We start from the raw sequence: 23,360 nt of genomic DNA on the forward strand, positions 1-23,360 counted from the left end.
GGTTATAGCTCCGGCAGACGGTTGGCACCCTGATTTGGCTGCGGTGCTGTTTCCTTTGCTGCCAGCCACCGCCAGTCGCTGACCAACTGCCGTGCGTATTCCAAACTCAGATTCATCAGCGGCTCGCGTATCAGCGCCATACTGTTCACCACTGCCTGTTCAAACTGCTGACTGCGTCGGTCGCCGCGGCCATGAGCCAGCGCTAATGAGGTGCCACAAGCGCGGGCGTACTCGCTCAAACCGCCGGCGACGGCGCGCTCACCACAGGCAATGTCTTCTGGGTCTAGACCAACGCGGGCATGATGACGCGAACGCACCAACCAGTGTGCGCCTTGCCATTCGAGCTCATCCACAATCAAATCTGGAGCGCGCTGCATGCGGCGCTGACACACCGCTGTTAAATGCGCCGGATTCAAACGGTTGCCTGGATGCAAGGCGGCAAACGCATGCAAGGGCGCTGCCGCGCGCTGTTGTTTGACTTCCACAATGTGGCACAGCGGCCAGTCGCGCTCCTTCGCCTTTTGGGGGCCCACCAGCAAGTAGTAACGCTGCAGGTTATGCGAGCCGGTGCCGGCATCCAAGCGACGCACTACATCAATAACGGTGTCGTCGACATAGGGGGCAAAGGCATCAACTGCCTCTGCGTACTCAGCATCGGACAGCCGTTCAAAGCGCTCCGGTCGTGTTTGAAACCGCAGCGTGGCTAAATCGACGGCCTTAGCCAGCGAGCTTTTGCGATTAAAATCTTTGCCGCCGCACACACGACGCCGTGCTTTTTTGAAGGCTTTACGCAGCAAATGGCCTTTGCCGAAGTGATCAAGCGCATGGTCGTAGTCTATTTTGCCTTTCACCAGCCGCCGACAGGTGCGCTCGTAGGCATCCAAAAATGCTTGCAGCGCCTGCGTGAGTTCTTCGTCATCAGCACACAAAGACGCGTCGATGGCGGGCGCTGCATAATCACCATTCAAGGTGCCTTGGCAATGATCCACTGCCAGTACCAAGCTGGTGGCAAAGCGCAGCAGATCCCAACCGGCATGGCCGTAACAGGCATCGTCAAAGTCATTGGGGGCAAACACGATGCAGTCACCGTGGGAGCCTTCTTCACTAAAAAAGCCAAAGTTAGACACATGACAGTCACCCTGTACCAGGGTCAGCGGCCAATGCATGAGCGCCTCTGGCAAGCTGATTACGCCGTCGGCTAAATCCTGATAGAACTGCCCAGCACTGCCGCGCAGTAAATAAAAAGGACTGGTCGCCATCTTTTGGTGCTTGCCCAGACCATTGCCTGGCGCCACGCCATCGACGCGCTGCATCACCGCCGACATGCGCTCTGCTGCGATCATCTAAATCACTCCCTATTCAACTCAGGCGGGCTCAGCAGTGCCGGCATGGGCGCACTGGCCGCGGTTAAAAAGGCCACCATATCGCTGACCTGTGCCGGCGACAATGTCTGGCCCAGCTGTACTTTGGCCATGATGTCGATGGCAGCGCTCAGTTGTGATACCGAGCCGTCATGAAAATAGGGGGCGGTTTGCACGGCATGTTTCAATGGCGGCACTTTAAATACGCGGTAATCGCTGGCTTTGCCGGTGTGCTGCTGACGCCCGATATCCTCAGCCGAGCCGGTATAGCGGGTGTAATCTGCCACTAGGCCAAACTTTTGGTAGCTTTGCCCGCCCAGCAAGGGGCCGCTATGACACCCGGCACAACCGATCTGCATAAAGTTTTGCAGACCGCGCTTGGCCGCTTCACCAAGATCGGCACGACCTTGTAAAAAACGGTCAAAATCCGATTCGGTTGTTAGCGCCTGCTGATAAGCCGTCAACGCTCGGCCCCAATTTTCGGCACTAACCTCACCGTACACACGTTCGAAATCGGCCTTAAGGTCAGCCAGCTCGGTCATGCGATTGACGGCTGCTTGCTGTGTTTCATGGGCATAGGCGGGCGGCGCCGTTAAAGAGGAAATGGCCTGATGAGCCAGAGAGCGGCGGTCGCCGGTCCAGTGCATGGCGATTTGCGGCACGATATCGACAATGGTGGGCGTATTGCGTGAGCCCTGACGGCCAAAAGCGCCAATGGCTGTTGCGCGCCCGTCGGCACCGCCATGCTCGGCGGCGTGACAGCTTGCGCACGAGGTGCCGTCCACCCCGATGCGCGCGTCAAAAAACAGCTTGCGCCCCAAAGCAACCTCTGCCGCCGCCGGCTCAGCCACTGGGCGCGAACCATCGCCAAAGATGGCCTGCGCTTGGGCGCGTAAATCCGCTTGCGCGGCAAGGCTAAACAGACCAAAGGCAAGGCTAAGGCAGCAGCGCGCTAGCCATGACTGAATAACGGCTGCCAGTTTAGGAACAATGAAGCGGCGAAGGATCATGACCTTTCTCTCATTTATTATGGAGCAGGTCAGAGTCCGGTGGCGTGAGGGCAGTTCCCTAAAGCAGCCCCCTAAAACTGCAACGATGCCCCCAGCATAAACTGGCTGAGCTTGCTGCGCAGCGGGTAATAGCCATCACGCTCGCGCCAGTTGTAGTAGCGATACTGGTATTGCAGATCAATCGAAGCGCGTTGCCATACCAGCACTGGCACACCAACACCAGCCATCAGCGAGGCGCCGTGGCGCTCTAGGGCATCGGCGTAATGCCAGCCAGCACTGGTGCTGAGATACACAGGTTTAGGTAAACCGTCTGCGGGCAACTGCAGCCGCAGCCCAAGCTCAGCTCCGACGACGCTGTCGTTGACCTTTTCAACATCCTGAAAGCGGGCATAGTTAGCGCTGGCGGTTAGATCTATGCGCGGGGCAACGGACCAAGCATGACCGGCGTAAAGACTGTGACCATCCCCTTTAACCCGAACCGCCCCGTCGTCGCTATCGGCACGAATCGAAGCCGTACCACTGCCAGCAGCCATGAGCCAGTAATTGTCTTGAGCTTGCGCACTGGCGGCTAGCAGCAAGGTCATCGCCAGCCCGGTCACACCTGTTTTACTCAATAGCGCCATACACCACTCCACCCTTCGAGCCTTACATCAGGACGCTAGATTAGCATGGCGTTTAACAAATACCTTTAATACGTCAGCCTTATTGCTCGCCCTATCACTATACTGGAAGCACCTGACCACCGTTGGATAAGTATGGATGCACTGAACCGCTGGGCTTTTCCCTTTATTTTGACCTTGCTCGCCGTGGCGCTGTGGCAGAGCAGCGCCTTTCAAGAAATCGCCGCCGGCGTGGCACTGTTTTTATTTGGCATGTTATCGCTGGAGAAGGGCTTTAAAGCGCTCAGTGGCGGCGTGTTACAGCAATGGTTACAGCGCAGCACCGATCGTATTTGGAAGTCACTCAGTGTTGGCGTAGTGACGACTACCTTGATGCAATCCAGCTCATTGGTGTCGGTGCTGAGTATTTCGTTTATTTCGGCGGGGCTGATCCCCTTAGCCGCCGGCCTTGGCATCGTGTTTGGCGCTAACCTAGGCACCACCACGGGCGCTTGGCTCATTGCGGTGTTTGGCCTCAAGATCAAGCTGTCGGCTTATGCCCTGCCGTTGTTGGTGTTTGGCATTGCGCTGCAATTTCAACATCGAAGGCGTTGGCAAAATATTGGCCATATTTTAACCGGCATCGGCTTTATCTTTTTTGGCATTCATCTGATGAAGCAAGGCTTTAGCGCTTATGAAAGCCTGCTGATGCTGGATGGCATCGACAGCCAGCAATGGCTGTCACGCTTGTTATTTGTCGCCGTTGGTATTTTGGCCACGGTTATCATGCAATCCAGCCATGCCACACTGGTGCTGATTTTGACGGCACTGAGCAACGGCCAGATAGACTATGAGGCCGCACTGGCGGTGGCGATTGGTGCCAACGTCGGCACTACAATTACCGCCTTAATTGGTGCCATGGGAGCCAACAACGCCGGGCGCCAGCTGGCCGCTGGGCATTTATTGTTTAACCTAGTAACAGGCTTGCTGGCGTTATTGCTGCTGCCGTGGCTGCTGGCGCTAACCGAGTGGTTAGCGCAGTGGCTAGGGCTACCCGCAGACAGCGATACCCTCAAGCTGGCTCTGTTTCATACCTTGTTTAACCTGCTGGGCGTGGTGCTAATGACACCTTGGATTCATCGCCTGGCCAGCTTGTTACAACGCTGGATTGTGGCCAAGGAAGCCGATATCAAACGCCCGCGGTATTTGAACGAGGCGGCGTTGGCCTCGCCCGCCTCGGCCCTGCACGTGAGCCAACGCGAGACCCTGCGTCTGTACCGCTTTTGCCGCGACACCATGATTCACGCGTTGGGCTGGCGCAGTAGCGATTTTCGTTTGCAGCACAGCCTAATCAACGCCGCCGAGGTCAGTGACGCGGAACAACAACACCAGCATTTGCAGCAAGCCTACGAACACAGACTCAAACCGGTTTACAGTGCCATTGTCGAGTTTTTAATTCAGGCGCGCAGCCATGCTGGCATCGCCCAAGAAGAACAACTGCGCCGCGTGCGCAGCGCTGGCTTTCACCTGCTAGAAGCCATCAAAGGCGTCAAACACTTGCTCGACAATTTGACCCACTACCTGCACCAAGGGCCAGTGGCCATGACTGCCAGCTACCAGAGCTTGCGCACTCAGATAGCCGCGACGTTAACGCTGCTAGATCAGGCCCTAGAAAAACATGATAGCGACGATCTTCAGCTGCTGCTGCAGCGCCAACACTTGCAGTTACAGCGCTTTAATGACGATTTCGACCAACAGCTTGAACTGCTGATTCAACAGCGCCAAATCAACGCGGCCATGGCGACATCACTCATGACGGATAAAAGCTATTGCTTGCATGTGTGTAAACGGCTGTTAATGGCGGTTGAGTTTTTATCGTTACCGGCGACAACAGGTGATCCCGACTGGTCGCTCAATGATGAAGACTACCGCCAGCTGGCGCGCGACGGCCAAGAGGAGCGTTGAGGTGAAGTACAAAAAACTGATGCGTCGCATCCAAACCTTATTTGATGAACCCGAGCGACAACGCCAGCAGCAACGCAAAAAACTGCAACGCCTGTTGAAAAAGCTGCGCCACAAACAGCAGCAACTACAGCACAAGCTGGAGCAAGCCGACCGCCAAGACGATCAGCAAGAGCTGCGAGATAAAATCGCCTTATTAAAGCAGCAGCGGCGCAAGTTGGTTGCGGCGCTGCAAGACCTCAAAGCTGGCTCGAACGGATGAAACAGCAAGCGCTAAGCCCTGATGTTGCCGCAAAACTGATCTGCATCACCTTTCGATACCGCTGCTAACGACTGCCTTTCTCTAAACTTTTGCTAGTCTCAAAGCACAGCCCGAGCGCCTCGGGCTCATTGTTAGGTTGTGGAGACCCTCTATGCCATCACTCACCATTAAAGCTCGCATTATTCTGCTGGGCATCGTACCCGTCATATTGCTAGCCACCATTATGATTGGCCTAAAACTGGTCTCCAGCGCCGACGAAACCCGAGCCAGCATCGACTCCATGCGCGAGCAGGCCATGGCGCGCAAATCCGCGGAGCTGAAAAACTACGTGCAAATGGCACTGTCGGCAGTTAAACCGATTTTGCAAGATCGCAACCTCAGTGCGGATGAGGCACGAGAGCAAGCCATCGAGATTCTGCATCGCTTTCGCTTCGATAACGACGCCGGCTATATGTTTGGCTACGACTTTGATGGCGTTGCCAAAATTCATGGCACCCGGCCAGATTTGATCGGTAAAAACTTAATCAATACCAAAGACAAAAACGGTGTGTTTTTTATTCGTGAGCTGATTGATGCCGCTCGCACTGGTGATGGCTATGTGCAATATGCTTACCCGAATCCGGCTACGGGCAACCCTAATGGCTTGAAGCTCTCTTATGCCGAAGTGGTCCCTGAGCTGCAGTGGATGGTGGGAACGGGCTTTTATATTGACGATATCGAGCAGGAGCTGGCGGCTGCCGCACAGGAGATACAGCAACGCAATCGCGGGTTTCTGATCAACACCTTGCTGACCGTCGTCATTATTCTCGGCATTATCACAACAGCCGCCCTGTGGATGGCGCGTTTAATTGTTAATCCACTCAAACGTGCCGTCTCAGCCATGGAAGAAATTTCCAGTGGCGATGGCGACTTAACTCGGCGCATGGCCGCTAATGGCAACGATGAGCTGGCACAACTGGGCGGTGCTTTTAACCGCTTTGCTGACCAAGTACAGCACCTAGTACAGGGGGTTACTTCCTCCAGTCGTACCTTGGTTGAAGCCGCCTCGCAACTGCGCCAAGCCGTCGATAATGCTCGTAATGGCGCCGACCGCCAGCACCAAGAAAGTGACCAAGCGGCCACCGCCATGAACGAAATGTCAGCCGCCGCAAATGAAGTCGCAGGCCATGCCAGCTCTACCGCCGATGCCGCCAGCAGCGCCGATGAACAAGTCAAAGACTCGCTGACAATATTGCGGCAATCCATCGGCGTTATTGATGGACTGGAAAACCAAGTGCAAGAAGGCGTTAAAGTCATCGAAAGCCTAGGCCAAGATTCCGAAAACATCGGCAGCGTATTGGATGTGATTCGCGGCATTGCCGAGCAAACCAACTTACTGGCGTTAAATGCCGCCATCGAAGCTGCTCGCGCCGGCGAAGCTGGGCGAGGTTTTGCTGTGGTCGCCGATGAAGTACGTTCGCTGGCCAGCAAAACCCAAAGCAGCACAGATGAAATTCAAACCATGATTACTCGGCTGCAACAAGGCGCAGGGGATGCCGTACGCGTTATTAGTAGCATTCAAGAAAGCAGCAGTGCCAGCGTCACAGAAAGTCGCAAAGTAGACGAGGCCTTGCACACCATCTCTAACGCGGTACAGGTGATCAACGATATGACCACCCAAATCGCCAGCGCCGCCGAAGAGCAAACCAGTGTCGCCGCCACCATCAATGAAAACGTACACAGTATTGTGGCCATTGCCCGTGACACCGCCGAAGAAACCAGTCGCTCCGACGCCAGCGCCCAGACGGTGGAGAACGTCGCCCAAGAAATGCAGCTGATGGTGTCGCAGTACCGTGTGTAGCCCGCCGGCTAATGATCAAGCTAACAGCACCACAGCGCCTTGGTTCGCTGTTGTGCTGCTTGCGTAGATTGCCTAAAGCACGCGCCAAGTTGATTGCATCGCAGCCCTTTGTTGCGCGCCTGAGCGATCAAAGGCGACGCATGACTTAGCGTGCCGCTGTCAGTGCAGACGCCATGACACGAGACACGCCTCGCCCGCGAACTCCAGCCCTATGCCGCCGCTTCTTGCTGTTGCCTTGCAACATGATGCCGAGCCCTGCGGCAATCTAGGGCGGGCACCTAGTTACTCAGAGGTATCCTTGATTTAACTCAAAGGCTATTCATCAGCCCTGGCGCTAGGGGGTTGCCTGTCTATCATCAAAGCGCAACCGCATGCATAGAGAGAGGTTTTTACCATGATGAAGTTCGCGCTATCAGCCGTTCTGACCTTGGGGGCGGCCATGAGTCAGGCCAGCGGCTTGATTCAACCCATCGAGCCTTACACCAGCCCCACACCTGCCAAAGTTGAGCTGGGTAAAATGCTATTTTTTGATCCGCGTTTGTCGAAATCTGGCTTTATCTCCTGTAACTCTTGCCACAATTTGAGCATGGGCGGCAGTGACAACATGCCGACATCCATTGGTCACGACTGGCAACTAGGGCCGATCAATTCTCCGACGGTGCTCAACAGCGGCTTTAATATCGCCCAGTTCTGGGATGGCCGTGCTGAAACGCTACAGGAGCAGGCCGGTGGGCCTATTGCTAACCCAGGTGAAATGGCCTCTACCCATACCTTGGCCTTGGATGTGCTGCGTAGCATTCCCGGCTATCGCCAAGCATTTGCCGAGGTTTACGGTAAGGACAGTATCGACATCGATCAGGTAACCGATGCCATTGCCGAGTTTGAGCGCACCCTAGTCACGCCGGACTCGCCTTTTGATCGCTATCTGCGTGGCGATAAAAACGCCATTTCGGCCCAAGCCAAAGCTGGCTATGAGTTATTTCAGTCCACTGGGTGTGTTGCTTGTCATAACGGCCCAGCGTTGGGCGGCACCTCATTCCAGAAAATGGGGGTAGTAAAAGCCTACGAGACTGACAGTAAAATCGCTGGCCGTTCAGCAGTTACCGGTAACGAAATCGACCGTTTTAAATTTAAAGTACCGACCCTGCGCAATGTGGAGCTGACCTACCCTTACTTCCATGATGGCGCCGTCTGGGATCTAGCAGAAGCGGTGAACCTGATGGCAGAGTTGCAGTTAGGCCATGAGTTTAAAGCGGAAGAAACTGAACAAATGGTAGCGTTTCTAAAAAGTCTGACAGGTAAGCAGCCGGACTTTAAACTGCCGATTTTACCGCCGTCTACCGTGGAAACGCCCCGCCCCAACCCGAACTGATCATAACAACCAGAGCGCCAGAGGCCGCTTGCTGGCGCTCGCGAGCACTGCTATGATCGCTGCCGTCTTGGGGGAGTAGCCGGCTGCACTGGCACATAGCCGGTCAGTTCACTGGTCAACATAGTCAGGCAACAGCCTGTGGCCAGTGAGTATGAACACCTTCATATCGGCGAGACCTAAGGCAAATACCCACTCCAATTGGCGGGAGGTGGGCGTTTGCCTTTGGTTGTCATTCCCGCCTGGATTCTCTTATGGATGCTTTTCTAACCTCTACCACCACGGTCGCCCTGGCCGAAATGGGTGATAAAACCCAGTTATTATCTTTGCTGTTGGCCGCTCGTTTTCGCAACAAGCCTGCGATTATCGCCGGTATTTTGCTGGCAACCCTGCTGAATCATGCGGCCTCTGCCTGGCTCGGTACCTGGCTGGCACATTGGCTGAACTCCCATTGGTTTGACTGGCTGTTAGCGGCGAGCTTTATTGTGCTCGGTTTGTGGTTGCTGATTCCGGATAAAGACGAAGACGTCAGCCACCGCTTTGATCATTTAGGTGCGTTTCTCGTCGCGACTGTGCTGTTTTTTCTGGCCGAAATTGGCGATAAAACCCAGCTTGCCACCGTGCTGCTGGGCGCACAGTTTAGCGATCTGCTGTGGGTTACCCTCGGTACCACCTTGGGTATGTTGATCGCCAATGTGCCGGTGGTGTACATGGGCGATCACTTGCTTAAGCGCTTGCCCATGCGCTCCCTGCATTTGGCAGCCAGCGCGCTGTTTATTGGCGTCGGCCTTTGGGTGCTACTGCAGGCTAGCATTTAGTTCCTCAGGCCAAACTCTTTCGGTCTGCTCGCAGGCTGTTTCATCTGGATAGCGACTGATCAAGCTGGGCTGACAGAAGTACACACCATCTGGCTGTGATAGGACCATGCGGTACAAGTTATCTTGGTAGAGCTTTTCTGACTGAAAGTAATGCACCCCAGCCACCTCGTTGGGGTTGTGCAACTGCGCACCTAAGCGTTGCAGTAGCCATTTGCTTAATTGATAGTGGCTCATTAGGCCTGCCGGCAGCGAGTCAGCTTGGGCGCCGGCGGCCAGCACCGGGACTGAGGCGACCATAGGTGTCAGACGGTTATGGCCCCAACGGCCCTGCTCGCCTAACATCTGGCCATGATCGGATGTCATCACCCAGGCCGTGCGGCCCGGTAACTGCTGACTCCAGCGGTAGATATCCGCCGCTAGCTGATCGAGGTAGAGCAGGGCGTTATCGTAGGCATTACTGTCGCGCTGAGCACTGTCACCTTGATCATCGGGCCAGCGATGATAGCGCTGGCGTTCATGCCGATAGGCGGCTTGATAGGGAATATGAGCCGAGCGCACATGCACTGCAATCAGGTTTTTCTCTGCCAAGGAGTATTCTTGTAACCATTCCAGAACCAGACGATCGCCCTGCTGCGCCAGATCCAATGGCTCATCTTCTCGAGTCACCACCACGTCTACATGCTCTACTCCCAAACCGTTCAGCATTTTCGACTCCTGAGTCGATAGCCAAAAGGTTTTAAACCCAGCACGCCGAGCTTGGGCAAATAGGTTAGCCACTCCTGATTCTAACGCCACCAGATTACCGGGCTCTCGCACGCTGTTGAGCAGCAAGGGCAAGCTGGCCCCAGTGGCCACGGATGCGGCCAAGCCCTGTCTTGCTTGCAGCTCACCGCGCTGCAACAGAAGTTGTAACTGAGGTGTCGTCTCCCGTTCACCCCCCGCCAGTTGCAAGCGGTCATAGCGCACAGAGTCAGTAATGAGCAGCACTAAATTATCGACATCTGCCACTGGCAACTGCTGCAACCGATAGGGCTGAAACTCGGGTAGCTGCACCGTTTGATGGCGAAAGGCCATGCGTACGGCCCAATAACTGAAAGCATTCAGTGAGTTATGCAGTGAGCTGCGAGTTGGGCCTGGCATAAAAAAAATCATATCGCGATAGGTAGCGCGATTTGGCTTACTGGCCAGAGCCAGCAACACCACCAAGCTACAGCCCAGAGCCAGTGGCCACGGCCTAGGTTGTAGGTAGCGCTGGAACAACCACAACGTCAGCCCCCAAGGCAAAGCCCACACCACGAGTACTGGCCAATGATGTGGCGCAGCATGGACTGTGGCAACGCCAATTTCCTCGCGTTCGGCAAATAGTTTGCTGATGTCATAAGGTGTGAGCGGCTCGCCAGTGAAGGAGATATGACTCAGCTGCAACAGCTGCATCAATGCAAACATGCCGACCAGCAACCAAACCAACCAGCGCTGGCCGCTAAACCACAAACAAATATTAACCAGCAGAATAGCGGCAACGTAGCTGCCTTCTAATTGAGCATGATTGGCACTGCTGTATAGTTGCTGCAGAAAGTCATCACACAACATCAGAGTGGTCGTGAGTACAATTAAGAGCGGCATTTTTAACCGCGCAGCGGTTGACGACTGTGACAGCGACGCAAATTTGAATGACAACCAAGTAGCCCGCATGCACTCGCTCCAAAAGCAAAAAGGCACGTATAGTGGCAGGAGTATTTGATTTACGTCAATTAATGACTGCGGTGTTGTCGGTTCTGGTCGCTGTTGTGTGTACCAGTACCGCATCGGCTGCTGGTGAATGCCAGCGCTTATGGCTGCATCGTGCCAGCATTACCGACCATGCCGCTAACAGCAGCAGCGGCGCACTGGCAGGCTGGCAGCAAGGAGCCGGCGGGGTGGAGGTTGATATTCTCTATGACCCGCAACAACAGCGCTTTATCGTTGCCCACGATTGGCAGGCAGCCGGTGAACACTCGCTGTTGTTATCTGATTGGCTCAGCCAAGTACCCCAGGAAATTCCCTTGTGGCTGGACGCCAAGAATCTTGGCTCCCTTTGGCCTTGGCAAATCAGCGGCGCCAGTCAGCGTCTGAAGACGGTATTACAGCAACACCAGCGGCTGCTAACTGCTATCGTTGAATCACGTCATCCTTGGTACTTACGCCACCTGCAACGTCAGGGGATCGCTACCTTGTACCGCACCGACTTGAAGCCTTACCCAGATGGTGATTGGCGCCAATCTTGGCATATTGATTTGTTTCAGTGGTTGGCCAGTGTGGCTCCATTCAGCGGCGTGTCATTGAGCCATGGTCGCTTTCAAGCTCCGGTCATAGAGCCACTGATTCGTTACGCCCCGGTTTACCTCAGCACCGTGCGGCAAGCAGAAACGGCCAAGGCGCTACTCGCACAGCCTCAAGTCGCGGTTGTGCTGGCCAAGGGCAGCGTTATTAAGCAGCTATGCCAACCACGCCAAGCAACCACCAAGAACGACACTTAAAGCACCCGGACTCATTCTGCACAGCTTTGCGCAAGTGCAGCAGGCTTTCAGAAGAACAAGGCGGTGATGGCAGGAAATGGCCAGTCTTGTTCGACATCGCCAACAACGCTATGGAAGCGTGCCGCCCGCCCCCAGAAGAGAGCGCCAAAGCAGACACCGAATTATTCAGAGGTGCCCTTGGCGTTGCGCCAGTGTCACCGACGGATTCTCACCAAACAGCTGCTTGTAATCGTGGGCGAACTGGCCGGGGTGCCAGAAGCCCCACTCGGCAGCGATGCGGCTAATGACAATATCGTCGCTAGGCTGCGCTTGCGATAACACACGCCGTACGCCATTGAGGCGCGTGGCGCGCAAATACCGCGCCGGGCTAATGCCCAAAATGCTTTCAAAGCTGTATTGCAAGGTGCGCCGACTGACGTGTGTTAGCTGGCACAGCTCCGTAATGGTAACAGGCGCATGGCTATTGGCCTCTAAATAGGCCTGCACCCGCTCGACCACGGCTTTGCGCCGGCCATAACTGCTTTGCCGACGTTCTTGCACCGGCGCTTGCTGCAGCACTTCCAGTGCGGTGGTGAGTAGCAACTCCTCTTGCAAGCGCCCACCCACCCCCGTGTGAATCGGTGTCAGCCAGCGCTGCAGCATGTAGCGCAAGGCATTTAACCGCTGCGTTTGCCATTGCTTGCGTGGTTGCAACCAGGCACGAGCATCTAACTCGATGCCATGACTGTCTGCCACGCGCAACAGCGCCGGCTGGCTGATGACCACACCAAAAATATCGAAGCCCTCGGGTGTGACCAGTTCAAAATCACAGTGACCGGGCCGCACCATGACTTGGTCTGGCGCCACCTCCATACCATTGATGCGACAGTTTTGCTGTTTGGCAGCAAATCCCAACCAGACAGAATCCGGCCACACGTTGCAATGCTGATGCAGCGCCTGACTGGTGTGCTCGGAAAACACCTGCAAATGCGCCAGATCCAGCTCGTCGATACGACCAAAAAAATGGCCATCGCTGAGCTGATCATATTGCTGCTGCCAGTTGCGTAAATTGTGTGCGTGCAGATCCGCATCGGTTGCTTCGCTTCTGCACAACACTGGTGCGTCATTGCTCACTTACAGTGCTACCTCCGGTATCAGCCTCACCCGATTGGCTCAGCCCAGTCTCTTTAAAGCCTTATGGAAAACCCACAACCCATTGTTTTTATTGATTTTTTTAAACTTTGCCAAAATCCGATAGGGCATAGGAACAGCCTTCGCTGCTGGTTATTCATCGCTCACTCAATGTGAGTTCAGCAATGCCACCAAGGTAGCAACTTTTATTCCCTCGGTGAGGCTAGGCAGGAATAACAATGACGAAACCCTATCGCTACACCCTCGGCAGCCAGACCTACGAATTCAGAAATTTGGCTGAGTTGATGGCCCGCGCTACTCCGGCACGCTCCGGTGATCGCCTAGCGGGAGTGATGGCACGCTCAGCAGAAGAACGTGCCGTGGCACAAATGACGCTGGCCGAAGTCCCACTAAAAACCTTTTTAAGCGAAGCGCTGATTCCCTATGAAAAGGACGAAATCACCCGCTTAATCATGGATGACCACGATGCTCAGGCGTTCGCCCCCATTGCTCACTTAACCGTGGGTGATTTTCGCAACTGGCTGTTGTCGGACCATGCCAGCCCCGCTCTGCTACAACAGGTGCGAGCCGGCATTACGCCCGAGATGGCAGCGGCGGTCAGTAAAATCATGCGCAATCAGGATTTGATTCTGGTGGCGCAGAAATGCCATGTGACCTCGGCGTTTCGCAACACCATTGGCCTGCCTAAGCGTCTCTCCACGCGCTTACAGCCGAATCACCCCACGGACGACATGAACGGCATTGCCGCCAGTATTCTCGACGGTTTGCTGTACGGCAGTGGCGATGCGGTGATTGGAATCAACCCCGCCACCGACAATGTGCCCCAGGCCACGCGCTTATTAAAACTCATGGATGAGGTGATCCAGCGCTATGACATTCCCACCCAATCCTGCGTATTGACCCACGTTACCAACACCTTGGAGTGCATCGAACATGGCGCTCCGGTTGACCTGGTGTTTCAGTCGATTGGCGGCACCGAAGACACCAACAGCAGCTTTGGCTTTAACTTGGCAACCCTGGCGGAGGCTGAGGCGGCAGCGCAATCCTTGGGCCGCGGCACGGTGGGCAATAACGTCATGTATTTTGAGACCGGCCAAGGCAGCTCGCTGTCGGCCAATGCCCACCACGGCCTTGACCAGCAAACCTGCGAAGCCCGCGCCTATGCCGTGGCGCGCAAGTTTAATCCGCTGCTGGTGAACACAGTGGTCGGTTTTATTGGCCCTGAGTATTTATTCGACGGCAAAGAAATCATTCGTGCCGGCTTAGAAGATCATTTCTGCGCCAAGTTATTAGGCCTGCCCATGGGCTGTGACGTTTGCTACACCAATCACGCCGAAGCCGACCAAAACGATATGGATAACCTACTGACCTTGCTCGGCGCGGCGGGCTGTTCGTTTGTGATGGGCATTCCCGGCTCCGACGACATCATGCTCAATTATCAAACCACCTCCTTTCACGATGCGTTGTATGCACGGCGCGTGCTGGGCTTGGGCGCGGCACCCGAGTTCGAAGCCTGGTTAGAGCGCATGCACATCATGAGCAATGCCCCGGCAGCGTGCTTGAGCGATGCCCTGCCGCCGGCGTTTGCCGAGTCACTGCAAGGGCTGCCCGCCAACTCAGATGGCAGCGAGCACGATGAGCAGGAGGCACAACATGGTTGATCAACCAGAGCAGCCAGCATGGCAGGGGGTAGTTGATAACCCCTGGCGCCGTCTGCGGCAGTTTACCGCCGCCCGCATCGGCCTAGGCCGCAGCGGCGTCAGCCTACCCACCAACGAAATGCTGGCCTTTCAGCTAGCACATGCCCAGGCGCGCGATGCCGTGCACACACCGCTGGATTTTGCTGCGCTCACCCAGCAGCTGGAACAACTCAGCGAGCAACAGCCATTGCTGAGTAACGAACCGCCGCTGCATGTGCATAGCCAAGCCGTGGATCGCATGACCTACTTACAGCGTCCGGATTTAGGCCGCCGGCTGGACGAGGCCTCACGCGTACTGCTGCAACAAGAGCAGCAACAGCCAGAGCGCCCTTTCGATTTAGCCATCGTGGTGGCCGATGGCTTGTCGGCCACGGCCATTGCACACAATGCGCTGCCCTTTATCGACGCCCTAACACAGCAGCTAGCGAACGACGCCGAACCTTGGTCGCTGGCGCCCATCACGTTAGTGGAGCAAGGCCGAGTGGCGGTGGGCGATGACGTTGGCGAGCTGCTCAATGCGCGCATTGCTCTGGTGCTGATTGGTGAACGCCCAGGCTTAAGCTCGCCCGACAGTCTGGGCTTGTATTTAACCTTTGCCCCGCAGCGCGGCCTGCATGATGCCCGCCGCAATTGCATTTCCAACATTCGACCAGAAGGCCTGAACTACGCCCAAGCAGCCGAGCGCGCTGCGTATTTATTGCGTGAATCGCGCAGGCTGAAAATTTCGGGGGTGGCGTTAAAAGATCGCAGCGGTGCTTTAGAAAACACCAGCGATAGCGACGGCCCCCAGACCATTGATAACAATAACGACAACAACACGCCCACCGAGGGCACCCCCAATACTTTTTTATTGTGAGAGGACGGAGCTATGTCACACACGCATCATGAGTATCTTGCCAAACGGCAACTAAAGCGCGGCAGCGCCGGCTGGATTTTATTAGCCGGCCTGGGTGTGTCGTATGTAATTTCCGGTGATTTTGCCGGTTGGAACTTTGGCATCGCCCAAGCAGGCTGGGGCGGCTTTGCCATCGCTGCCGTGCTGATGGCCACCATGTATTTCACTCTGGTTTTGTCGCTGGCAGAAATGTCGGCCGCCATTCCCGCCGCGGGTGGTGGCTACAGTTTTGCTCGCCAAGCCATGGGCCCGGCGGGTGGTTTTTTAACCGGTCTGGCGGTATTAATTGAATATGCCTTGGCGCCAGCCGCCATTGTGATTTTTATTGGCTCCGCCGTAGAGGCGTTAATCGGCGTTAACGGCCCCTGGGTATATGCCGCCTTTTATTTGGTGTTTGTCGGCATTCATTTAGCCGGTGTCGGCGAAGCATTAAAAGTCATGATGGTAATTTCCGGTTTGGCCGTATTGGCCATTGTCGCTACCGGTGCTGCCCTACTGCCACATTTTGATAGCGCCAATTTGTTTGATGTTGCCGCCAGTGGCGGCAGTGAATTTTTACCTTTAGGTTGGTATGGCGTATGGGCTGCCTTGCCGTTTGCTATGTGGTTATTTTTGGCCGTCGAAGGTGTGCCACTGGCCGCAGAAGAAGCCAAAGACCCAGCCAAAGATGTGCCCAAAGGCATCATTGGCGCCATGGTGTTTCTGTTATTTACCGCCACCTTAGTCGTGGTATTAATTCCGGGTGCGGCTGGCGCTGCTGCCATGGGTGACAGTGCGGTGCCATTAGTTGATGCGCTGAATGCCGTCGGCGCAAGCCAGCTGGCGACTTTTGTTAACGTACTTGGCCTGGCCGGTTTAATTGCCTCATTTTTCTCCATCATTTACGGCTACAGCCGCTTGGTGTTTGCTTTGTCGCGCGCCGGTTATTTACCCAAAGCGCTGTCTGTGACCTCGGCACGCAAGGTGCCGGCACGCGCATTAATCGTACCGGGCGTATTGGGCTTTCTGGCTTCACTCAGCGGTGAGGGCGATTTAATGCTGGCCATGGCAGTGGTGGGCGCCACCGTCTCTTATGCCTTGATGGCATTGAGCCATATTTTGTTGCGTCGCAATCAGCCTGAGTTAGAACGCCCATACAAAACGCCAGGCGGCGTCATCACCTCTGGCATTGCCCTGCTGTTATCTCTGGTAGCATTGACCGGTGTGTATGCCTTTGACCCACGTGCCTTCTGGTACACCGCCGTATTATTTGCCATCGGAGCAGCCTATTACTTTGGCTACAGCCAGCATCATTTGGTGGCTAAATCCGCCGATGAAGAATTTGCTTTGCTGGCAGCGGCGGAAGCCGACCTCAACCAAGGCGACGACGAGGATCAAGACACCACACCCGCAACGCAAACGGTGTAACTGATTTGCATGCTGCTCAAGCATGACGTGCAACAAGCGCCTGCGAACCGCTGGCGCTTGTTTTACCACCTGACTCATCTTTTAATCATTCTCTGTTTATTCTGAGCAACAGCGAATGACAACACCCACGGCATTTAACTGGTGGCAAGACCCTCGTTGGTGGCTGGCTGTTTTACTGCCACTGCCGCTGTGGGGCGCTATGGTCTGGCTAAGTCCGGCTTGGCCAAATGTCCCCTCTTACCTGTGGATTCAGCAAGCGCCATTAGTGTGGCTCAACTTAGTGATACTGTGGCCAGTGGCTGAAGAGTTGCTGTTTCGTGGGGTATTGCAGGGAAAGTTGTTGCAACACTGGCCTGCGAACAAAGCGCTGTTTTGGCTCGGCATCAGCCGCGCCAACCTGATCACGAGCCTGTTGTTCACCGCCTTGCACTGGGCTCTGCAGCCTGGCTGGCTGGCGCTGGCCGTCATCTTGCCATCGTTGATTTTTGGTTGGACACGAGAGCGCCATGGCTCGTTGCTCAGTCCTTGCCTGCTGCATGTGATGTATAACGCTGGCTGGTTTTGGCTGCGCCCACCTGACGGTTTATAGCCGCTGGGTGGGCGCACTTTTTGACGCCCGTTACTGACGCTTGGGCCGAGGGTGGGACAGCTCTACGCGCTCAACAAACGGCAAAGCTTGTACCGCGGGCAATTGCTCCGCCGGTACCGAGGCGCTGACAATAGCGCCGGTTATGCCGCCGGTACTCACGCCCAATTGCCGCAGCTGCTGCAGCTGCGCCTCGGTAGGCGGTTGCTGCAAACGCAGCAGCACCGCTTTCGCTGCCGAGCTGTTTTTATTTGCCATCGGCGCTGTCTCCGCACTGGCCTGAGTTTGACCACCTGCCGTGCTACAAGCGGCCAACACGCATGCCATCATCAATAGTATTGCCCTCATAACACCCCCTCACGACGCGGACGCAACAGCGCGAAGGCTGCCAGAATCAGCAAAAGTGGCAGTGTTGGGTCTAATGCAGTTGAGCCTGAGGCCAGGCTGCAACCGCCGCCACCGCCGCCACCCGAGCGAGTTGGCTCCTCGGTATCAGTGCCGGGTTCCTCTGTTCCTGGCTCTTCTGTCCCCACATCGGGCTCACTGGCATTCACCGCCTGATTCACCGCCAAAACGCCATAGCCCCAGGTGTAATCTGGCTGTGCAGGCTGATTGTTATCCGAGCTAAACGTGGGCAGCTGCGCCGGCGTATGTGCCGTGGTTTTGGTATTGCCCAATAAGCGCGCCCGAATTTGCTGAGCACTTTCTTCCGGGAAAGATTGCCACAGCAAAGCAATGGCGCCGGCGACGTGCGGTGTGGCCATGCTGGTACCGAAGAAGGTGACATAGTTGCCGCTGTTGGAGATCTCTTCGGTGTAAGGATGCTCATAGTCATGTGCCTTTGCCGCCATAATGTAAGCGCCGGGTGCCGTGATTTCAGGCTTCATCACATTCGGGCATTTGCTGCTGTCGCTGCAGCTACGGCGTGGGCCACGACTGCTGAAATTAGAGATATCACCCAACGCTCCAAAACCGTAACCATCTAAATCCGCATCGTACGTACCGTCTTGGCCATCCCAAACGTAGTTGGTGTTATAGCTGGCCACGCCAATCACCTGGGTGGCGCTGGCGCTGTCGGTTAAAATCTCTCGCGTGATATCGTCAGCAGGATCGCGCCCGACAATGGCAACTTCTCCAGCATTTTCCGCCACCACTAAGTTATATTGACTACTCGCTAAACCACGACCAGAGTCTGGTGCCGACAATGTTAAACGCCATGTGCCGGTTACCAGCGGCTGGCTATCAACTTCGCTTAAAACGATGCGGATTTGGCGATCGCCGTTATCTGAGTTGACGGCTGTGGCATACATATCGATATAGCCACAGGCTGTTTCCTCGAACCACTCACTCAAAGAATCAGACACAGGCGCTTCTAATGCTGGCGTGGTGCCGCAACCATTCGGGCCTGTTAACGTCGCACTGTAGCGGCTATTGCCTGAATACCAAACTTCTAAAATGCCTTGTGTCAAACCATCAGGGACTTGTAACTCAATGGTATCGCTGCCACCGGGTGCGATAGTGCCGCCGATGCGAATACGTGCATCCCCCTCGTTGCCCGCCGCTGCCACAATGAGCAAGCCGTCATTTTTAACAAAGGAGTCCAGTGCTTGCTCGAAAATCGAGGTACCATCACGGGCGCCGTAATAAGAGCCCAAGCTCAGATTTACCACCGCTTTTTTGCCGTGCAGTTTGGCCTGATCACGAATAAAGGCGATGCCATCAATGACAGTATCGGTACCTGCTTCGACGTTTAAGCTGGTATTGATGCCATTAACCAGCACCAGGTCAGCCTCGGGGGCCATGCCCACATGCTGATAGGCCTCTTGTGTGTCGGCGCCGTTACCCGCCGCAATGCTAGCGACATGCGTGCCATGGCCACCGTCACTCGGCTGAGTGCAAGCCGTGACCGTTTCATTGGCCTTGGCTTGCGCAATGGCTTGGTTAATCATGCTCGCCGTACACACGCCGCCGTAGTTAAACCCTGAAGGCGGTGAGCCTGCGGCACTGTCGAGCTGGTCCCATAAAGCCAAAATACGGGTGCTGCCATCGGCATGGCGCAGCGAGGGGTGTAAAAAATCGAAGCCGTCATCGACCACACCGACAATCACACCCTTGCCCGTCAGCCCTTGCCACTGCGGTGGCGTTTGCGTGCGCAAGCTGGTGGCGCCAGTGGCGGCCACACTTTTGAACAAGCGTTGTGGCAAAGGGCGCGCACCTTCTAAGCGTTTGACTTCAGCTAAAGCGGCGACTTTGGCCAGCGCCGAGCGCGGCAGCTGCAAAGACATCACGCTGCCCGTGCGCGAGCGCACTTGCCCACCCATAGACTGTAAGCGCTGCTCTACAGCCTTAGCATCTGCCGCTTCAACTAACTGCAGCAAGGCTGAGACATAAGGCTGCTTATGAGCAGCCCTGGCCGTGCTCGCTTTGACATCACTTTGCTGCCAAGCGCGCTGCAAAGCTGGGTCCAGCTTGGTAATAGAAGCCTGTGCTGCTACTGCACAGCCCAGCAGCAATGCACTGGTAAAAATTCTCTTAAAAATGGATGCCATCCGTTTTCATCTCCAATGAGTTTGCCGGCAGCCTATTCACCTTGAGTGAACCGCAGCTGAACCAACTTTATTATCAGTCTTCGCACAGGCTAAATAGCCTAGTTGTTCCTGGTGAAGGCGAGCGTATAAGCCAGCCATCAGGCAGTTCAGACACTGGCGGGATTCGACCCGCACCTGACTTTCGTGTTACATAACCTGCAGATTCACCAAGCAGGAACACCTGGTGCCACGAACCAACGCTTTTCCGGTGTATTTTCTTATCAACCAACAAACCCACCTATTGGACATGGCTGGGCCATGCCAGGCTTTCCATGAATCCAATGAGCGCGGTGGTCAGTTTGATTTGCACTTTGTTAGCTTCGACAGCAACGCCAGCTGCTATCAAGGTCTGACGTTGAGCCAGTTGCAACCGCCACCGGCACAATTACCTGGGCGCGCCATTGTAGTGGTGTGTGCATCCAAATATCAGCCCGGTGTTTATACCGACGATGCCGCCGTCAAAAGTGCGCATTGGCTACGTACCGCACCGGCGGACGACACCTTGATTTTGGGCATATGCACAGGCACGTTCTTGCTTGGCCGCGCCGGGCTGTTAGACCATCGCCAATGCACCACCCACCACAGCCTGACGGCCGAACTGGCGGAGCAATATCCACGTGCCAAGGTCATCGCTGATCGTATTTATCTGCAAGATGGTCATCTATTTACCAGCGCAGGCGTTACCGCCGGTATTGATTTGTGCTTGGCGCTCATCGAGCAGCTGAGCAATGGCCAATGTGCCACCGAGGTGGCTCGTGAACTGGTGGTCCATCGTCGACGCATGGCCAACGACCCACAACTGTCATTGCACGTGCGTTACCGCAACCACGTCAGTCCGTTGGTGCATGCCGTACAGGATTACATTGCCAACCATTATCGGCAGCATTTAAGCACTACCGTTTTGAGCCAACACTTTCGAGTGTCACAGCGCCACTTACAGCGACTGTTTAAAGAATACACTGGGGTAACGATGAAGGAGTACATCACGCGCATTCGCTTGGAAGAAGCCAAAAACCTGCTCGATGATTGCCAAACCATCGAACAGGCGGCTTATTTAAGCGGCTTTTCTCAACCCTCTACCTTTCGTGCCGCCTGGAAAAAATACTTTGGTGGCTTGCCGGGCGAGTGCCGGCAGGGATAAAGGCAACCACCAGACATTACTGCAGCTGCTGCTGAAAAAAGTCGGTGGCGGCAGTTTTTGCGCGCCAAGCGGCCAGCGGGTTGTAGCGAATCGGTACGTATCCACCCGCGCCACGAAAGGCGAAAGGATCATAAAACTCGCTGGCGGCCCGTGGCAACTCAAACGCATGCGTGGCAAAAGGCAAGCTCAACAAACGAACCCGTTGGCGGTCCGTTGCTGGCAAAGCGTCAATCAGTTTGCGGCAATCCTGCGGCGCATCGTAAAGATCCTGCCCTCCTGCAATGATCATTAGCTGTCGACCATCGACCACCTGAGTAAATTCATACCCAGGAACTTGGTTGTAAGCCCAACACACCGGATAATTAGCCACCATAGCTTTTAACGGTTGTGCTTGCGACGGCGGCTCGGTTGCCATCAGCATGGCCACCACGCCGCCCCAAGAAAAACCAATTAAACCAATGTTATTGCGATCAATGCGTTTGTCTTGTTGCAAATACTGCAAAGCCGCATAAATATCCGGCAAGGTATCGCGCACGTGCTTAGGGCGAGATAACCCACCTTGCAGACCGCGGGCAGCCCACATGTCCAACTCCAACGTCGCCAATCCGGCTTGGTTGAGAGCCGAGCCATAAAAGCTGCCACGCTCGTCGATGCCGCCCGACCCATGCACAATGATCACCGCTGCCACCGGCTTATCGCTATCAGGCACCGTTAAATTAGCTGCAACACTGATATTATTACCATTCGCCATTTTCGATGGAAAAGCGACAAAGCTGGTTTTTAAATCGACTGAGCGCAATTGCACCGATGCCGATGCAGGCGCCGCCAATGACAGAGCCAGACAAAAAATCAATAACCGAGCCATATCAATACACCATGACACCATCGTCTGCAGCTGCTTTGGCCGCATTCATGGCTTGCTCTAAATCGTCAATAATATCGGTAGGCTCTTCCAAGCCGACGCAAATACGCACCAGGTTATCGGTAATGCCATAATGCGCTTTTTCTTCAGCGGTATAGCGTCCGTGTGTTGTGGTGGCGGGATGAGTAATCATGGTTTTGGCATCGCCAATATTGGTGCAGCGAGACACCAACTCCAAACCGTCGATAAAGCGCCAAGCCCGAGCTTTATCGCCGTGCAAGCGAAAACTGATGATCGGCGAGTGGCCAGTTTGTTGGCGTTGAATCACTTCTCGATTGGGGTGATCACTTGCCAAGGTGGAGTACACTGCTTCAATATCTGGCTGTTGCTTTAGCCAAGAATAAACATGACGGGCATTATATTCATGCAGCTTCATTCTAGCCTTCAGGGTTTCAATGCCTTTACTGAGTATCCAAGCGTTAAATGGACTCATGCAAATACCAGAGCTGCGCAAATACGCACGCAAGGGTTTAATTAAATCTTCACGCCCAACAATGGCACCGCCCACACAACGGCCCTGACCGTCTAGAAATTTACCTGCGCTGTGCAATACCAGATCAGCGCCCCATTGCAAGGGTTGCTGAAATACCGGCGTCAGCAGCGTGTTATCAATAACCAAGATGGCATCATTGCGTTTGGCCAGCGTCGACAAACGGGCCAGATCCGCCACCCCCATCAATGGATTGGTTGGAGATTCCACCACCATCAAGCGCGTATTGGGCCGCATTTCTTGCTGCCAAGCGGCGTAATCATCCACCTGCACTGACGTCGCGGTAATGCCAAACTGACCAAAATATTGGCGAAATAAATGCGTCGTGGTACCAAAAATCCCACTGGCCAGCAGCACATGGTCGCCCTGCTTTAAAAAACTCATCGCAATGGCCATATACGCAGCCATGCCGGACGCCAGACCAATAGCCGCTTCACCACCTTCCAGTGCCGCCAGTTTTTTCTCAAACATTTCAACCGACGGATTGGTGAAGCGACTGTAAACATTGCCAGGCTTTTCGCCACTAAAGCGGGCGTGGGCTTCGGCAGCAGAATCAAAATCGTATGCCGACGTCATTGCAATGCTTTCTGCATGACTGTCTTCTAAATACACCGCATCGGCATGAATCGCCCGCGTGGTATTATCCATGGTATTGTTCCTTTGAATTTCGATAATTTCCTGGTCGCTATCCGTCAGTCGGAACCCAAGCAAACCAGCAATAAAATCAAGGCAACTCTGATTAATTCGGTGCCCGCTCTGGATC

20 protein-coding genes are annotated in these 23,360 nt (G+C 55.0%); 11 read left to right on the plus strand and 9 right to left on the minus strand.

All coding sequences use genetic code 11. The annotated features are described in order from the left end of the window. Window positions 1-2 precede the first annotated feature (2 nt). The 3 genes from IE090_RS15170 to IE090_RS15180 all read right to left on the minus strand — a co-directional run bounded on the left by IE090_RS15170 (window position 3) and on the right by IE090_RS15180 (window position 2,994). Window positions 3-1,343: a DUF2252 family protein gene (locus IE090_RS15170; RefSeq protein WP_189389630.1), complete on the minus strand. Its 1,341-nt coding sequence runs from the start codon at window positions 1,341-1,343 to the stop codon at window positions 3-5. Between the two features lie 5 nt (window positions 1,344-1,348). Continuing rightward, complete coding sequence (locus IE090_RS15175) at window positions 1,349-2,371, minus strand: cytochrome-c peroxidase (protein ID WP_189389632.1); 1,023 nt, start codon at window positions 2,369-2,371, stop codon at window positions 1,349-1,351. A gap of 71 nt (window positions 2,372-2,442) precedes the next feature. Next, window positions 2,443-2,994, minus strand: a complete 552-nt coding sequence (locus IE090_RS15180) for an outer membrane beta-barrel protein (protein WP_189389634.1) — start codon at window positions 2,992-2,994, stop codon at window positions 2,443-2,445. A 132-nt stretch (window positions 2,995-3,126) separates the two neighbouring features. On the opposite strand from IE090_RS15180, the gene IE090_RS15185 reads away from it, so the two are divergent. The 5 genes from IE090_RS15185 (at window position 3,127) to IE090_RS15205 (ending at window position 9,221) form a co-directional block, all read left to right on the plus strand. Beyond that, window positions 3,127-4,935: a Na/Pi cotransporter family protein gene (locus tag IE090_RS15185; protein ID WP_189389635.1), complete on the plus strand. Its 1,809-nt coding sequence runs from the start codon at window positions 3,127-3,129 to the stop codon at window positions 4,933-4,935. Between the two features lies 1 nt (window position 4,936). Further along, window positions 4,937-5,194 carry a hypothetical protein gene (locus tag IE090_RS15190; RefSeq protein WP_189389637.1) on the plus strand — a complete coding sequence of 86 codons (258 nt, stop codon included), beginning with the start codon at window positions 4,937-4,939 and terminating at the stop codon, window positions 5,192-5,194. 151 nt (window positions 5,195-5,345) lie between these two features. Next, window positions 5,346-7,034 (plus strand): methyl-accepting chemotaxis protein, encoded by a 1,689-nt coding sequence (locus IE090_RS15195; protein WP_189389638.1) that lies wholly within the window; start codon window positions 5,346-5,348, stop codon window positions 7,032-7,034. Window positions 7,035-7,428: 394 nt separating this feature from the next. Next, window positions 7,429-8,406 (plus strand): cytochrome-c peroxidase, encoded by a 978-nt coding sequence (locus tag IE090_RS15200; protein ID WP_189389640.1) that lies wholly within the window; start codon window positions 7,429-7,431, stop codon window positions 8,404-8,406. 251 nt (window positions 8,407-8,657) lie between these two features. Then, a complete protein-coding gene (locus tag IE090_RS15205; RefSeq protein WP_189389641.1) occupies window positions 8,658-9,221 on the plus strand; it encodes a TMEM165/GDT1 family protein in 564 nt (187 codons plus the stop codon). Here the strand turns inward: IE090_RS15205 and IE090_RS15210 are convergent. Continuing rightward, window positions 9,201-10,913, minus strand: coding sequence for a sulfatase-like hydrolase/transferase (locus IE090_RS15210; RefSeq protein WP_189389643.1), 1,713 nt, complete (start codon window positions 10,911-10,913; stop codon window positions 9,201-9,203). The genes IE090_RS15205 and IE090_RS15210 overlap by 21 nt on opposite strands. Before the next feature lie 32 nt (window positions 10,914-10,945). Between IE090_RS15210 and IE090_RS15215 the strand changes: the two genes are divergently transcribed. Next, window positions 10,946-11,737, plus strand: coding sequence for a hypothetical protein (locus IE090_RS15215; RefSeq protein WP_189389645.1), 792 nt, complete (start codon window positions 10,946-10,948; stop codon window positions 11,735-11,737). Between the two features lie 165 nt (window positions 11,738-11,902). On the opposite strand, the gene IE090_RS15220 is transcribed toward IE090_RS15215, so the two are convergent. Then, a complete protein-coding gene (locus tag IE090_RS15220) occupies window positions 11,903-12,850 on the minus strand; it encodes a helix-turn-helix domain-containing protein (RefSeq protein ID WP_189389647.1) in 948 nt (315 codons plus the stop codon). Window positions 12,851-13,086: 236 nt separating this feature from the next. Between IE090_RS15220 and IE090_RS15225 the strand changes: the two genes are divergently transcribed. The 4 genes from IE090_RS15225 to mrtJ all read left to right on the plus strand — a co-directional run bounded on the left by IE090_RS15225 (window position 13,087) and on the right by mrtJ (window position 17,459). Continuing rightward, the gene (locus IE090_RS15225) at window positions 13,087-14,529 is read left to right on the plus strand and encodes an ethanolamine ammonia-lyase subunit EutB (protein WP_189389649.1); all 1,443 of its coding nucleotides are present in this window, start codon (window positions 13,087-13,089) and stop codon (window positions 14,527-14,529) included. Then, window positions 14,522-15,424: an ethanolamine ammonia-lyase subunit EutC gene (gene eutC, locus IE090_RS15230; RefSeq protein WP_229815792.1), complete on the plus strand. Its 903-nt coding sequence runs from the start codon at window positions 14,522-14,524 to the stop codon at window positions 15,422-15,424. The genes IE090_RS15225 and eutC overlap by 8 nt, the downstream gene beginning before the upstream one ends. Window positions 15,425-15,436: 12 nt before the next feature. Beyond that, window positions 15,437-16,870, plus strand: a complete 1,434-nt coding sequence (eat, locus tag IE090_RS15235; RefSeq protein ID WP_189389652.1) for an ethanolamine permease — start codon at window positions 15,437-15,439, stop codon at window positions 16,868-16,870. A 115-nt stretch (window positions 16,871-16,985) separates the two neighbouring features. Beyond that, window positions 16,986-17,459 (plus strand): JDVT-CTERM system glutamic-type intramembrane protease MrtJ, encoded by a 474-nt coding sequence (gene mrtJ / locus IE090_RS15240; RefSeq protein ID WP_189389654.1) that lies wholly within the window; start codon window positions 16,986-16,988, stop codon window positions 17,457-17,459. Window positions 17,460-17,489: 30 nt separating this feature from the next. Here the strand turns inward: mrtJ and IE090_RS15245 are convergent, their stop codons facing one another. Both IE090_RS15245 and IE090_RS15250 read right to left on the minus strand, forming a co-directional pair. After that, on the minus strand, window positions 17,490-17,714 hold the full coding sequence (locus tag IE090_RS15245) for a hypothetical protein (protein WP_189389656.1): 225 nt from the start codon (window positions 17,712-17,714) through the stop codon (window positions 17,490-17,492). An 86-nt stretch (window positions 17,715-17,800) separates the two neighbouring features. Next, the gene (locus IE090_RS15250) at window positions 17,801-20,005 is read right to left on the minus strand and encodes a S8 family serine peptidase (RefSeq protein ID WP_189389657.1); all 2,205 of its coding nucleotides are present in this window, start codon (window positions 20,003-20,005) and stop codon (window positions 17,801-17,803) included. A gap of 223 nt (window positions 20,006-20,228) precedes the next feature. On the opposite strand from IE090_RS15250, the gene IE090_RS15255 reads away from it, so the two are divergent. After that, the gene (locus tag IE090_RS15255) at window positions 20,229-21,185 is read left to right on the plus strand and encodes a GlxA family transcriptional regulator (RefSeq protein ID WP_189389659.1); all 957 of its coding nucleotides are present in this window, start codon (window positions 20,229-20,231) and stop codon (window positions 21,183-21,185) included. Window positions 21,186-21,201: 16 nt separating this feature from the next. Here the strand turns inward: IE090_RS15255 and IE090_RS15260 are convergent, their stop codons facing one another. Beyond that, complete coding sequence (locus IE090_RS15260; protein WP_189389661.1) at window positions 21,202-22,050, minus strand: dienelactone hydrolase family protein; 849 nt, start codon at window positions 22,048-22,050, stop codon at window positions 21,202-21,204. A gap of 1 nt (window position 22,051) precedes the next feature. Beyond that, complete coding sequence (locus tag IE090_RS15265) at window positions 22,052-23,245, minus strand: aminotransferase class I/II-fold pyridoxal phosphate-dependent enzyme (protein ID WP_189389662.1); 1,194 nt, start codon at window positions 23,243-23,245, stop codon at window positions 22,052-22,054. Window positions 23,246-23,360 lie beyond the last annotated feature (115 nt).

Origin of the sequence: Bacterioplanes sanyensis (assembly GCF_014652515.1) — a bacterium.
GTDB classification, from domain to species: Bacteria; Pseudomonadota; Gammaproteobacteria; order Pseudomonadales; family Oceanobacteraceae; genus Bacterioplanes; species Bacterioplanes sanyensis.